We start from the raw sequence: 12976 nt of genomic DNA, 5'->3' as shown, positions 1-12976 counted from the left end.
CCTCGGATTCCGAGATCCGGGACCTTCCGGCCCCGTCCCTCCAGGTGATCCGGGACCGGCTGATTCCAGACCAGTGACTCCAGAAAGGAGAACCCCGTGACCACCGTCTTCTCCAACAGCCTGGTGGACGACGACACGCGCAGGGAGCTGCTCTACCAAGGGCAGGTCTTCGTCTACTCGGCGACGCCCGCCTCCACCCTGCTCGCCCTCTTCGCCAGGGAGCTGATCGCCGAGGCGTTCGGCGAACGTGACCCGGAGACCGCGCAGTTCGACATGCCGGTGGAGGAGTTCGCCGACCTGCTCGCCCGGCTCAAGCCCCGCTTCATCCATCATCCGCGGTGCAAGGAACTGCTGCCCGCGGTGCTGGAGGAGCTGGGCTGCGACCTGGACCGCACCTACTTCGACGTGCCCCGGTTGCGCACCTCCACCTCCCACGACTACCTCACCTCCGGCATCTCCTACGCCTTCCATCCTCACCGCGACTGCTGGTACTCGGCCCCGTTCAACCAGCTCAACTGGTGGATCCCCGTCTTCGAGGTGGTCCCGGAGAATGTGATGGCCTTCCATCCCCAGTACTTCGCCAGCCCGGTGCGCAACGGCAGCGCGCGCTACGACTACGCGGAGTGGAACAGGACCAGTCGGCTCACCGCCGCACAGCACGTGCGCGGCGACACCAGGGACCAGCCGCGTCCCGAGGAGGCCGTCGTGCTCGACCCGCAGGTGCGGGTGGTGCCGGAGCCAGGGGGCGTCATGGTGTTCTCCGGCGCCCAGCTGCACTCCACGGTGCCCAACACCTCGGGCAGGACCCGCTTCAGCATCGACTTCCGCACGGTGAACATCGACGACGTGCGCACCCGCCGGGGCGCACGCAACGTGGACGCGAAGTGCACCGGTACCACCCTGCGCGACTTCGTACGCTGCTCCGACCTCGACCCGATGCCGGAGGAACTGGCGCTGGAGTACGAGGCGGAGGCCCTGAGCAGGGTCGGGTGAGCGGCGGATCCCCGGCCGCACGGCCACACGGCCGTGACGCCGACGCCGTGACGTCGCCGACATCGTGACGCCGTGACCGTGACCGTGACACCGACGCCGTGATGCCGGGTGACGCCCGGTGAAGCCCGGTGACGCCCGTAGTGACAAGGAGTTCGTGTGCCGCGACCAATACGCATCGTGTCCTGGGCGTCTGGCGCGCTCGGGGGAGCGGGGACGACGTAGTGGAGTTCTGGAAGACCATCCTCGACCTCGCCAAAAGGAAGCGGGTCGGGTTTCCGCTGGTCGGCCTGGCGCTCCTCGCCGCCGTGGTCGTCTTCTTCCTGGTGCCCCCGCGCTACGTGTCGAGCGCCTCCATGGTGCTGACCACGCCCCCCGCGGGAGGAACGACGGACCCGGCCAAGCCGCCGGGGCGGAGCAACCCGCTGCTGCAGTTCAGCGACGGCCTCAGAACCACGGCGGGCATCCTCATCCTGTCCATGAACACCGAGGCGGTCGCGACGGAGCTGGGGATCGTGAAGGACGGTCCCGTCGAGGTCACGATCAACGACGGGCGCACCAACCCCAACATGCTGGGCATCCTCATGAACGGCCCGTTCGTGTACGTGGAGGTGGAGAGCGACTCGGCCGAGGTCACCCGTACGGTCATGGCCAGGACCCAGTTCCGCCTCAAGACCGAACTGGTCCGCAGGCAGGAGGTGCTCGGCGCCCCACGCTCCACCTTCATCGGGTTCGTGGAGGTGGTGCCCGCCGCCTACCCCGTGATGAACCGGAGCGGTACGTGGCAGGCCGCGGGCGGAGCGGCGTTCGTCGTCGTCTTTCTCGGCCTGGGCGTCACGTACGCGGTGGAGCGCCGGAGGGTGTTCCGGCGAAGAGCCGAGGCAGGAAGGTCCGACGAGTCCCGCCCGGTCCCGGACACGGCCCCTGCTCCGTCCATGGAGGCGGCCGGGGCTGGCCGGGCCGACGAGACGCGTCCCGGTGACCGTCAGGAAAAGGCCCGGGCGCACGAGGGCGGCGAGGAGGACGCCGAGCCCGCGCCCGACAGGGAGGGCAACGGCCGTGACGGCAAGCGCGGTAGGGGACCTGGGGGCCGTGACGGCAGAGGTACATCCGAGCCTCAGGTCACCGTGTATCCGGCGGAGGTGATGTCCCCGGCGCCCTCGGCGACACCGGGACGACAGCGACACGCGGACGACGACACGTAGTGACGACACGTGGCGACGACACGTGAACGGCTACCCGCAGGCGACGACGAGCAGGCGACGACACGCAGAACGGCGACGAGCAGGCGACCGCGACAGGCAGACGGAGGAGAACGCGTGGACTTCTGGGGGACCGTACTCATCGTGTTACGGCGTTGGTACGTCGCCCTGCCGGCGTTCCTGCTGTCCATCGGCGGCGCGTTGGGCGTCTACTCGTCGATCCCGACGGTCTACGTCTCGAACGCGGTGCTCGTGCTGACCATCCCGCCCACCGGTGGAAGCCTGCCGAGCGATCCCGAGCGCCCCAACGGACTGACCAACCCCCTCTTGAACTTCGACTGGGGCCTGAGCATGTCCGCCTCGATCCTCATCCAGGCGATCAGCGCGCCGGAGACGGTGGAGTCGCTCGGCGTACACCCCGAGGGCGACACCACCTTCACGGCCACCAACGGCAGCACCAACCCGGAGGCACTGGACGGCGGGCCGTTCGTGTACATCGAGGGCACGAGCACAACGCCGGCCGGGGCGCGGGACATCGTGACACGGGTGAGAGACCGGGCGAGGGTCGAGCTCGCCGCTCGTCAGAGACAGCTCGACGCGCCCCCGGCGACCTACATCACGATGAACGAGATGGTGCCGCCGACGGAGCCGCAACCCCAGCGAGGGGGGAAGATGCGCGGGGCCGCCGCCGCGCTGCTGCTCGGGGTGCTCGCCAGTCTCGCCTCGGTGTTCTCCCTGGAGAGTTTCCTCGACGCCAGGCGGCGAAGGCGAGGGGTGCCCGTGGCGACGTCCGGACTGCCCGCCGAGCCCTCCCTCCTGAGGCGGTGAGGGACCTGGCCTCCACACTTCGCACGGCCCCGGCCCCGGCTCCGACCCCCGTGTCCGTCGCCTCCCTCGACCGTCCCGGCCTCCGCCGTGCCGACGGCGCCACCCTCGCCGCCGCGTTCGCGGTGGTCCTGATGCTGTCTCCGGCGCGGCTGGTCTTCCGCGGTCTGCCCTTCTCGCTCACGCCCGCCGACGCGGTCGGTCTCTTCGCCGCGCTCTGGTGGTTCTGCGCGCAGCTCACCACCACGCTCGGCGCGGCGAAGGGCTCCAATCCCGTACGTACCGCGCTTTTCCTGTACAGCGTGGCGATGCTGGCCACCTACGGATACTCCAGTGCCGCCTACCTGCCGCCCGACGAGCTCGACATGGCCGACCACAGCATCGTCCTCGTGGTGGCGACGGTGGGCATCGGACTTCAGGCGTGCGACGGCATCCGGGGCAAGGCGCGGCTGGACTTCGTCCTGAGGTGTCTCGTGATCTCCGGTGCGGTCGTCGGGGTCATCGCGGCGCTCCAGTTCGTGCTCGAATTCGACCTGACGAAGTACCTCACCTTCCCCGGCTTCCGGTTCACCTCGGATCTGCCGGCGATCCTCGAAAGAAACACCCTGCGCCGGGTCGCGGCGACCGCCGGACACCCCATCGAGCTCGGCGTGGTCTGCGCGATGATCATTCCTCTCGCGCTGCACTACGCGTTCGGCGCCCGGGACAGGGGTGAGCCCTCCCTGCGGTGGTGGATCTGCTGCGGGCTGATCGGCACAGGGCTGATGTTCTCCGTGTCGCGCTCCGCGGTCCTCGGGATCGCCGTCGTCGGCGCGGTACTGGTCACCGGGTGGCCCGCGCGCAGGCGGCTGTGGGCGGCGATCGGCGGCGCGGGCTTCCTGGTCGCGATGAAGGTGGCCGTGCCCGGCCTGATGAGCGTCTTCCTCGGGCTGTTCACCAGCCTGTCCAGCGATTCGAGCATCCAGTACCGGACGCACGACTACGCGGTGGCGGCCACCGAGATCGGAAACCACTTCTGGGTCGGCAGAGGTCTGGGCACCTGGTACGCGCCCAAGCACCTGATCTTCGACAACCAGTACATCCTGTCGCTGGTGGAGACCGGGGTCATCGGCATGGCCACCTTCGCCGGGATCTTCCTCACCGGTATCTGGGCGGCGTTACGCGTCCGCCGCCTCAGCTCCGACCCCGCCGTACGGGACCTGGGGCTCACCCTGGCCGCCTGCCTGGTCGTCCCCCTGGTCGGGGCGGCCACCTTCGACCTGCGCTCGTTCGCGATCGTGACGGGCCTGTCGTTCCTGATCATCGGGTCCGCCGGCTCGCTGCTGCGCGCCACCCGGCAGCCGAGGACCCGAGCCGTCCGCCCGCCGGAGAGACCGGGCGGAGAAGCCGGGCGGGGAGTGCGGTGAAAGGGCCGGTGAGGTCACCGAGACCGATGAGGCCGCCGGGAGGGTCACCCCACCAGCCGGTCGCGCAGGTCGGCCCAGGATCCCGCGGCCAGGTCGCGTTCGCTGATCGCGGTGACCGGCAGCGGCCAGCCGATGGCGAGGTCGGGATCGTCGTAGCGGACGGAGACGTCCTCGGCGGGGTCGTGCTCCCGGTCGATCCGGTAGCAGACGTCGGCCTGCTCGGTCAGTGCCTGATAGCCGTGCAACAAGCCAGGAGGAACGTAGAGGTGAACGAACGTCTCATCGTCCAGAACCACCGACATCTGGCGGCCGAAGGTGGGGGAGTCCGGCCTGGCGTCGACGAGCACGTCGTGCACGGCCCCTCGGGCGCACCGGACGAGCTTGGCCTCCCCCCTGCCGCCCCGGCCGTGCAATGCCCTGATCGTTCCCAGCCGGGACCGCGACTGACTGTCCTGGACGAACGCCTCGGGCCGCAGCCCGTGGGCGGCGGCGAGCGTCGTGTCGAAGGTGCGGGTGAACAGGCCCCGGTCGTCCCTGTGCGGGGTGGGGACGAACAGCAGAACACCGTCGATCTCGGCGCGTTCGACTCTCATGCGGCCATCCTTCCGGCTCCCGAACCTCCCGGTCACGAAGAAGCGGAAAACGGTTCGGGTGTGGGGATATCCGGTCACGAAGAAACGAAAAACGGTCCGGGTATTGGGCCATCCGGCCATGAAGAAACGAAAAACGGTCCGGGTGCGGGGCCGTCCGGCCATGAGGAAGCGGGAAGCGGTACAGACCAACGTTCCCCGCGGGACGTTCCTCTCGCGGACGGGCCGTCCCCTCCGGTGGCGCCGGAGAGGCCCGAGGCCGGGTTCGCGCGGATCAGGGTCGGGGCCGTCGAGGTCATGGCGCTCAGCGAGGAGGAGCTTCTCGACCACGTGGCGGAGGGATGGCGGCGAGGACGCGGCGGCGCGATCGTCACCGCGAACGTCGACATCGTCCGCGCCGCCACGCGCGACCCCGCCCTCGCGGACCTCGTCACCCGTTCCGAGATCGTGGTCGCCGACGGCATGCCGGTGGTCTGGGCGTCGAGGCTCGCCGGCCTGGCGGTGCCCGGAAGGGTCACCGGTGCCTCGCTCGTACACTCCCTCACCGGGCGGGCCGCGCGCGAGAACCGTTCGGTCTACCTGCTCGGAGGGGAGCCCGGCGTGCCGGAGGCCGCGGCGCGGGTCCTCGCCGAACGCTGCCCGGGGCTGCGCGTGGCGGGCACCTGCTCGCCCCCCTTCGGGTTCGACGGCACAGCGGACGGGGTGCGCGCGGTGGTCGAGGGGGTGGTCGCCGCCGCCCCCGACCTCGTCCTCGTCGGGCTGGGATTCCCCAAGCAGGAAAGGGTGATCGAGGCGCTCAGGGCGGAGCTGCCCGACGCCTGGTATCTCGGCTGCGGGGCCGGGATCCCGATGGCGGCCGGGCGGTTCAGCCGCGCCCCCGGGGCCGTGCAGCGGGTGGGCGCGGAGTGGCTGTACCGGCTCGCCCTGGAGCCGCGCCGCCTGGCCCGCCGCTACCTGCGCGACGACGCGCCGTTCGCGATCGCCCTCCTCGCGGGCGCCCTGCGCACCCGCCTGACACCGGGGCGTCGCTCATGAGCGGTGATTCCTCGCGAGGAGCCGAGGCGCCGCGCACAGCCGGTGTTTCCCTGCGAGGAGTCGAGGCGTCGTCCATGACAGATGATTCCCCGCCTGCCGTTGGGGCGTCGTCACCGACCGCCGACTCCCCGCCCGCTCTCCCCGTACGGTCCTCTTCCACGAGAAACGGCTCCGACATGGCTGTTCCAGACTGGCCACCACTCGCCATAGTGATCGTCACGTATTCGAGCGGCAAGGTCATCGAAGGCTGCCTGCGCTCGCTCGACGCGGCACTCGCCGACGCGGGTCCCGCACGGGTCGTGGTGGTGGACAACGCCTCGGCCGACGACACCCTCGCGCGGGTGCGCGAGGTCGCTCCCGAGGCCGAGGTGGTCCAGACCGGGCGCAACGCGGGCTTCGCCGCCGGAGTGAACGCGGGCATCGCCGCCGCGGACGGCTGCGACGTACTGGTGCTGAACCCCGACATCCGGCTCGCGCCCGGTTCCGTGCTCCTGCTCAGGCAGGCGCTCGCCCTGCCGGGAACCGGGATCGCCGCCCCCCGCCTCACCGGTGAGGCGGGGGAGCTCCACCTCTCCCTGCGCAGGCGTCCCACCGTGCCGAGAGCGCTCGGGGAGGCGCTGCTCGGCGGGCACAGGGCCGGGCGGATCCCGGCGCTCGGCGAGCTGGTCGTGGACCCGGCCGCCTACGACAGGCCGCAGACGGCCGACTGGGTGTCCGGTGCGGCCTGGATGATCTCCCGCGCGTGCCTGGACGTCCTGGATCCCCTCGACGAGCGCTACTTCCTGTACTCGGAGGAGACCGAGTACATGCTCAGGGCGGGGGAGGCGGGGTTCGCCGTCCGGTACGAGCCCCGTGCCGTGGCCGTGCATCTCGGTGGCGAGCAGTCCACGTCGAGCATGCTGTGGGCGCTGTCGTCGGCCAACCGGGTCCGGATGCACCGGGAGCGGTACGGCCGCCCGCGCGGGCAGCTGATGCGGCTGGCCGTCGGGCTCAACGAGCTGGTCCGCGCGGTCGCGAAGGGCCGGGTGGGCGGGAGGCGGCACCGGGCCGCCCTGCGTCAACTCCTCCCCCTGCGCGAATGGCCCCTCCTACCCGGCGAGGCTCCCCGACCGGCATCTCCCGCCCGTACGACGGGTGAGGCGGCATCCTCCCCCGGCTACGTCTGCTTCTCGGCGCAGGACTGGTGGTACCACAACCGAGCGCACTCGGACTTCCAGCTCATGCGTTCGATCGCCGCGCACAGGAAGGTCCTCGTCGTCAACAGCATCGGGATGCGCATGCCGATGCCGGGCAGGTCCACGCAGGTGCTGCGACGCGTCGGGCGCAAGCTGCGCAGCGTTGCGATGCTCGTGAGGAGGCCGCTGCGGGAGCTGCCCGGCTTCTACGTGATGTCCCCGCTGCCACTGCCCTTCTACGGGTCGCCGCTGGCGAGGCGGGTGAACGCGCTGCTGGTCCGCGCCCAGGTGCTCGCCGTCTCGCGGGCACTCGGCCTGCGCCGACCCGTGATCATGGTGACCATCCCCACGGCGTGGGACGTGGTGCGGCCGATGCGCAGGCGCGCGCTGGTGTTCAACCGCTCCGACCGGCACTCGTCGTTCCCCGAGTCCGACCGGCCGACCATCGAGGCGCTGGAACGCGGCCTGCTGGAGCGCTCCGACCACGTGATCTACGTCAGCAACGCGCTGATGGGCGAGGAGAGGGGCGTGACCGGAGAGCGCGCGCACTTCCTCGACCACGGCGTGGACACCGATCACTTCCGGCGGCGCCCGGAGAGCGAGCAGCCCGCCGACCTGCGCGCGATCCCCGGGCCGAGGGTGGGTTTCTTCGGCGCGCTGGACGACTATCTCGTCGACTTCGACCTGCTCGAACGGCTCGCCGTCGAGCTGCCGGACGTCTCGCTGGTCCTCATCGGCGACGCGACCGTCCCGATGGAACGGCTCACCCGCCACCCGAACGTCCACTGGCTCGGCTTCAGGCCGTACGAGCGGATTCCCGCGTACGGATCGGGGTTCGACGTCGCGATCATGCCGTGGCTGGACAACCCGTGGATCAGGCACTCGAACCCGATCAAACTCAAGGAATACCTCGCCCTGGGCCTGCCGGTCGTCAGCACCGACTTCCAGGAGCTCGCGAACTATGCCGACCGCGTGAGAATCGCGGCCGACGGTGGCCTTTTCGTCGATGCTGTTCGTGCGACGCTGCGCGACGGCGGGTTGCAACCGGCCGAGGCCGTGCGGAAATCCGTGCTCGGTGCCTCCTGGGCGTCGCGTGCCGCCCAGTTGATGGCACTCGCCGAGCTGTCACCGGGTCCGCGATGAGGGTTCGGGGCGAGGGTCCGCGATGAGAAGGACAGGGTCATGAGATCTGAGAACCACGCCGGGACGCCGGGACGCCGGACCAGACGGTCGTTGCCGCTGCTGGTCGGGGCGGGAGCCGTCTCGGTGTCGGTGGCGGTGCTCGGACTCACCCTGATCGACGCGCCCGACGGCCAGGACCGGGGCCCGCTCGCCGGGGCGTCGGCCGACGCCGACAGTGCGTGGGCCGCGGGACCTCCCGCGACGGCCGCGCGGGTGCCGTGGGAGGGCGGCCCCGCCTACTACGGGCGATTCGCCGCACCGACGGCGGCGGGCTGGACGAAATCGTCGTTCTTCCCGGTGGGCGTCTGGTTCGAGTCCGTGATCACCCAGGGCGACGTGGACAAGGACCGGGCCGCCGGGATCAACACCTACGTGGAGCTGACCGAGACCAGCGACATGGCGCTGGTGCGCAGGAACGGCATGTCGGCGCTGACCCGCACCCCTCTGCCCGGCTACGGCAACGAGACGGTGGGCTGGCTGCTCAACGACGAGGTCGACATGTGGGCGAAGGCGGGAGACGCGCAGTGGACCGGCAAGCACCCCGGTGAGGGATCCCTGTGCGTGCCCGAGGACAGGGGATGCGGTTTCACCGTGCTGCGTACCCGCAAGGAGGAGGTCCCGAAGGGCGACGGCAGGATGCACTACGCCAACTACGGCAAGGGCGTGATGATGTGGGAGAGGGACGCGGACGCCGCCACGTTCGTCAACCGCTTCACCGACGTCGTCTCCTCCGACGTCTACTGGTACACCAGCGCGAGCGTCTGCCTGGACGGGCAGAACTTCCTCTCCCTGCCGGCCTCCAGGTGCCGCAGGGCCGCCAACTACGGCGCCGTCCTCGACCGCCAGCGCGAACTGGACGCGCTGGACGGCCGTCGCCAGCCGATCTACGGCTTCGTCGAGGTCGGCTGGCCCGCCGAGAACGACACCCGGGCGATCCGGCCGGAGCAGGTGACGGGCGCGGTGATGAGCTCGCTGATCCACGAGGCCAGGGGCATCATCTACTTCAACCACAACTTCGGCGGGCCGTGCCACTCCCAGCACGTGCTGCGTGAGGGGTGCGGAAAGGAGGTCAGGCCCGCGGTTGCCGAGATCAACCGGCGGATCGGGCAGCTCGCCCCGGTGCTGAACACCCAGTCGTACGCGCACCGCTTCGGCCCCGGCCTCGACACCATGCTGAAACATCACCAGGGCTCGTACTACGTCTTCGCGATGCTCGACGCGACCACCTCCCCCGGCAGGCGCATCTTCACGCTGCCGCGCGGGCTGCGGGCCGCCCACGCCGAGGTCCTCTTCGAGAACCGGACGGTCCCTGTCGACGCCCAGGGCAGGTTCACCGACTCCTTCGCCGCCGAACACTCCCACCACATCTACCGGATCACGCCGTAGCGCCCCTGGCACTCACCAGGTAGGACGCCAGAACACCCGGCCGCTGCAGGGGCGGCCGAGGCCTGCCAGGTGCGCCGTCTCGCTGTTTGAATTTACGTCACGCCAGGACACGAGTCGGGAGTGAATATACCTGATCGGCCGCTACCGACGAGATTTTCACCAACCTTTCGGCATGCGGAAAGGTAGGCGATTAGACGGCTACGTGAGAAACTCGATGAGTCGTGTCGGTGGGACGCAGGGGAAGGCTGATTATGGCTCGACCGTGGGAAGTCGACCTGAAGGCGACCTTTAGGCGTCGGTTGGGGAAGACGGCCGCTGAGCTGGGCAACAGTCGTACCACGAACGACTGCCCTGATATCTGGGAGCTCGACAACGGCGACATCGCGATTGTGGGACACGATGTGACGTCGGCATTCAGCGACCGGCTTCCCGGGGACGTGCGGATAGGGGCCGATGAGCGGCTGGTGGTAATACCGGGAAACATGCTGCGCGCCGCTAAAGGTGACATTCCGGATGCTTGATTGTATTTGGGATGCCCCTGGAAAGGTTCTTGACCGTTCCGCGTATCACGCTCAGCGCCAACGGGAGTCGGTGCGGCTCACCATGCCGATCTGGAAGCTCGAACGGTCTCAGTTCTTTCGAGAACCGGATGACGATCCAAGTTGGCAGGCGTTCGTGGCCGGCGACTGGGATCGAGCGCTCGCGGCGTTCGAAGGCGACCGGCCTGCGGCTCGAGCAGAGGCGGAGGGATACGCGAAGCAGGGGAGCGAGTTGCGGCGACTGCGGATCGTCGAGTCCCCCGTGACGCCGTACGTTCAGTGGGAATGCCACTGGTTCAAGATCCTCGCAGAGGAGGGCACGGCCATCCGCGTACTCGGCGCGAAGGAGGTCGCCACGTGGGAGCGAGAGAGGCCGCTCCCCGAACTCGTCGTCGACGAACACGCGATCTACCACGTCACCTATGACGATGAGTGGAGAGCGGCCGGAGCGCGCCGCATCGACGATTCGCACCTGATGCGAGAGGCGACAGCGGAAATCGCGCGACTCTGGTCGCTGGGAGAGCCTTTCCTCGATTACTTCCATCGAGAGGTCGCACCCCTGGCGCCTCCGACGCAGAGCCGGTGAGGTAACGGCTCCATGAAATGGCGGTGAGAACGGGTCGCCGAAGAGCGAATCGGTTGCTTCTGACCCTTGTGGTGCTGCTGGTCGTGCTCGTGGCCGTTGGTCTGATCGGTGCCTCGCCGATCGCGCTCGGGTTGTTCGAGGGGGCCACCGACCGATGGGAGCGACTGAGCTTCATAGGGCAAACGTCGCTTCCACGAGATCCTGGATGAGGAGTATCGCCGTTCGACGCCCTCGGGACGAGGAGAAGTTTCTGGTCCGGCATCACGGAAAGCAGGTGATCGCCTCCCTGAAAGGGAACGTGTTCTCTGGATGAGCGTCGGAGCGGGTACGGCCGCTCTCGTCTGCTGTCTCCTACGTGGTGGTCTGCGAAGGCGCTCTGTTCGCATCGGCGCTGATGAGCCTGGCAAGTCATGAGCGGTCACCACTGGTTCAGAAAGCGGGCTGGACACCTCGTGGGGGTAGGTGCCAGCGGGCCCAGACGGTTTTGCCGGGGCGGTCGGGGAGTGGGGTGACGCCGTGATCGTGGGCGAGGGCGCCGACGATCGCGAGGCCGCGGCCGTGGGTGGCCTCGGTGTCCAGAGTGAGGTGGCGTGGTTGTCCGGTGCCTCGGTCGGTGACCTGGATCTGGAACTCGTCGGGGCTCGCCCACAGGGAGAGCCTGACCACGGGCTCGCCGTGGACGATCGCGTTGGCGAGCAGTTCGCCGGCCACCAGGACGGCATCGTCGGCGAGGTGGTGCAGCGCCCAGGCGGTGAGGGTCTCGCTCACCATGGCGCGGGCCTTGCCGACGATCGGCAGGTCGTGCGGCAGGTCCCAGCAGACGGTGCGTGGGTCGCCGGGAAGCTGTGAGTCGTCCGGTGCCGGTGGGGTGTCCGGGGTCTCGGGCATGGCTTCTCCTCGGGGTGGCGGTGTGGTGTCCTCGGCCTCGCGCATCAGGGCGCGTAGTTCGTCGGCGGTGCGGGCTCGCACGATGAGGGGTTCGGGGGCGGGCCAGAGGGCGACGGCGTGGAAGTGGCGGGTGCCGGTGCCGTACCAGACGGTCCAGGCGGGCTCGATCTGGTCGAGCTGTTCGGCGGCGGCGCGCTCGGCCGGGTCCCAGGCCCGGGAGTCGACCCGCTCGGTGACGGCCCCGCGCCGGTGTCTCCCGCTCTGCCGGGGCTGGGGGACGCGCTCGTTCATGTCGTCGCTCCCTGCCGGTACGGGGCGTGCTTGCCGGAGGGGGTGCGAATGCTCGGCGGTCGTCCTCGCCGGTACGGCACGGGAGCCGTGACCCCGGGCTGCTCCGGTCGCCGATGCCGACCGGGGGAAACCGTCACGGACCGCGCGGGGAGAGCGGCGAAGGCCGTGGGGCCGGGGATCGCGCGGATGGGCGTTGAGACGGGTGGCCGGCTGGAGAGGTTGAGGCGGCGGCGGACGGTCATCCGGGCGTGAATTTGAGCGGGAGTGGGCTGCTCCCAGTTGTGGCGGGCGCGGTGCGGGAGGCTGGCGGCCTCGTGCGCGTACGGAGGATGACCGCACCACCGGCAACCGAGCGGCATCGGCGGACGGTCGGCGTGCCAACGGACCCTGATCGGCCGGGGGTTTCCTCTAGGGTGATGCATCAGATCGGACCTCCGATGTCCGGTCGAGGGGCTTGTCATGGCGTGTCGTGCCGTGGCAAGCCCCGCTTTGTTTTGGGGTATTAGGGGCAACAGGGCGAGGTATTTCCGTCTTGCGCGAAGTGACTGCTGTTCACGGGGTGAGGCTTACTCGGCGGTGACAGGTGTGTGTCTGGAAGAGGCGTGAGCCGTGCCTAGGGTGCGTTTTCCAGTGAATCGACGGACATTTTCACTCCTCTTATACGGACATACCTGGTGATTTTTTCGACGGCAGCAGGAAGCCGCTCTCCGCGCGTAAGACAGGGCCGATCCGGCGGATTTTCCGCTCCCCCTGACCTCTTCACAGGGTGCCCCCGAGTGACTACTTTGGGTATCGAAAGTCGAGGCACATCAGTGTGACAGTTTGTGGAAAGCTGTGTTTTTTGTGCCACGATGTGGAATCCCCCGGCTGGACGGAGCTGA

11 protein-coding genes are annotated in these 12976 nt (G+C 69.3%); 9 read left to right on the top strand and 2 right to left on the bottom strand.

The features are described from left to right. Positions 1-96 precede the first annotated feature (96 nt). From ACFY3V_RS06415 to ACFY3V_RS06400, 4 genes are all read left to right on the top strand, one after another. Positions 97-993 (top strand): hypothetical protein, encoded by an 897-nt coding sequence (locus ACFY3V_RS06415; protein ID WP_350942735.1) that lies wholly within the window; start codon positions 97-99, stop codon positions 991-993. Positions 994-1214: 221 nt separating this feature from the next. Next, positions 1215-2195, top strand: a complete 981-nt coding sequence (locus ACFY3V_RS06410) for a hypothetical protein (protein WP_362896770.1) — start codon at positions 1215-1217, stop codon at positions 2193-2195. A 114-nt stretch (positions 2196-2309) separates the two neighbouring features. Further along, entirely contained in the window at positions 2310-3020 is a 711-nt protein-coding gene (locus ACFY3V_RS06405) for a hypothetical protein (RefSeq protein WP_362896769.1), read from the top strand. Further along, positions 3017-4423, top strand: coding sequence for an O-antigen ligase family protein (locus ACFY3V_RS06400; protein WP_389770638.1), 1407 nt, complete (start codon positions 3017-3019; stop codon positions 4421-4423). The genes ACFY3V_RS06405 and ACFY3V_RS06400 overlap by 4 nt, the downstream gene beginning before the upstream one ends. A gap of 44 nt (positions 4424-4467) precedes the next feature. Here ACFY3V_RS06400 and ACFY3V_RS06395 read toward each other — a convergent pair whose 3' ends face one another. After that, positions 4468-5016, bottom strand: coding sequence for a dTDP-4-dehydrorhamnose 3,5-epimerase family protein (locus tag ACFY3V_RS06395; protein ID WP_362896767.1), 549 nt, complete (start codon positions 5014-5016; stop codon positions 4468-4470). A 234-nt stretch (positions 5017-5250) separates the two neighbouring features. Here ACFY3V_RS06395 and ACFY3V_RS06390 point away from each other — a divergent pair, with 234 nt between their 5' ends. The 5 genes from ACFY3V_RS06390 (at position 5251) to ACFY3V_RS06370 (ending at position 10916) form a co-directional block, all read left to right on the top strand. Then, positions 5251-6048: a WecB/TagA/CpsF family glycosyltransferase gene (locus tag ACFY3V_RS06390; RefSeq protein ID WP_389770634.1), complete on the top strand. Its 798-nt coding sequence runs from the start codon at positions 5251-5253 to the stop codon at positions 6046-6048. A 176-nt stretch (positions 6049-6224) separates the two neighbouring features. Next, the gene (locus ACFY3V_RS06385) at positions 6225-8366 is read left to right on the top strand and encodes a glycosyltransferase (RefSeq protein ID WP_389770631.1); all 2142 of its coding nucleotides are present in this window, start codon (positions 6225-6227) and stop codon (positions 8364-8366) included. Between the two features lie 39 nt (positions 8367-8405). Further along, positions 8406-9791 carry a hypothetical protein gene (locus tag ACFY3V_RS06380; RefSeq protein WP_389770628.1) on the top strand — a complete coding sequence of 462 codons (1386 nt, stop codon included), beginning with the start codon at positions 8406-8408 and terminating at the stop codon, positions 9789-9791. A 251-nt stretch (positions 9792-10042) separates the two neighbouring features. Then, positions 10043-10312, top strand: coding sequence for a hypothetical protein (locus ACFY3V_RS06375; protein ID WP_362896763.1), 270 nt, complete (start codon positions 10043-10045; stop codon positions 10310-10312). Between the two features lie 82 nt (positions 10313-10394). Beyond that, positions 10395-10916 carry a DUF6879 family protein gene (locus tag ACFY3V_RS06370; RefSeq protein WP_362896762.1) on the top strand — a complete coding sequence of 174 codons (522 nt, stop codon included), beginning with the start codon at positions 10395-10397 and terminating at the stop codon, positions 10914-10916. 429 nt (positions 10917-11345) lie between these two features. On the opposite strand, the gene ACFY3V_RS06365 is transcribed toward ACFY3V_RS06370, so the two are convergent. After that, a complete protein-coding gene (locus ACFY3V_RS06365; RefSeq protein WP_389770624.1) occupies positions 11346-12095 on the bottom strand; it encodes an ATP-binding protein in 750 nt (249 codons plus the stop codon). Between the last annotated feature and the right edge of the window lie 881 nt (positions 12096-12976).

It is taken from the genome of Streptosporangium sp. NPDC000095, from assembly GCF_042899335.1.
In the GTDB taxonomy this organism is placed as follows: domain Bacteria; phylum Actinomycetota; class Actinomycetes; order Streptosporangiales; family Streptosporangiaceae; genus Streptosporangium.
Note: the sequence above shows the minus strand (reverse complement) of the source record. Positions and strands in the feature narration are given on the sequence as shown.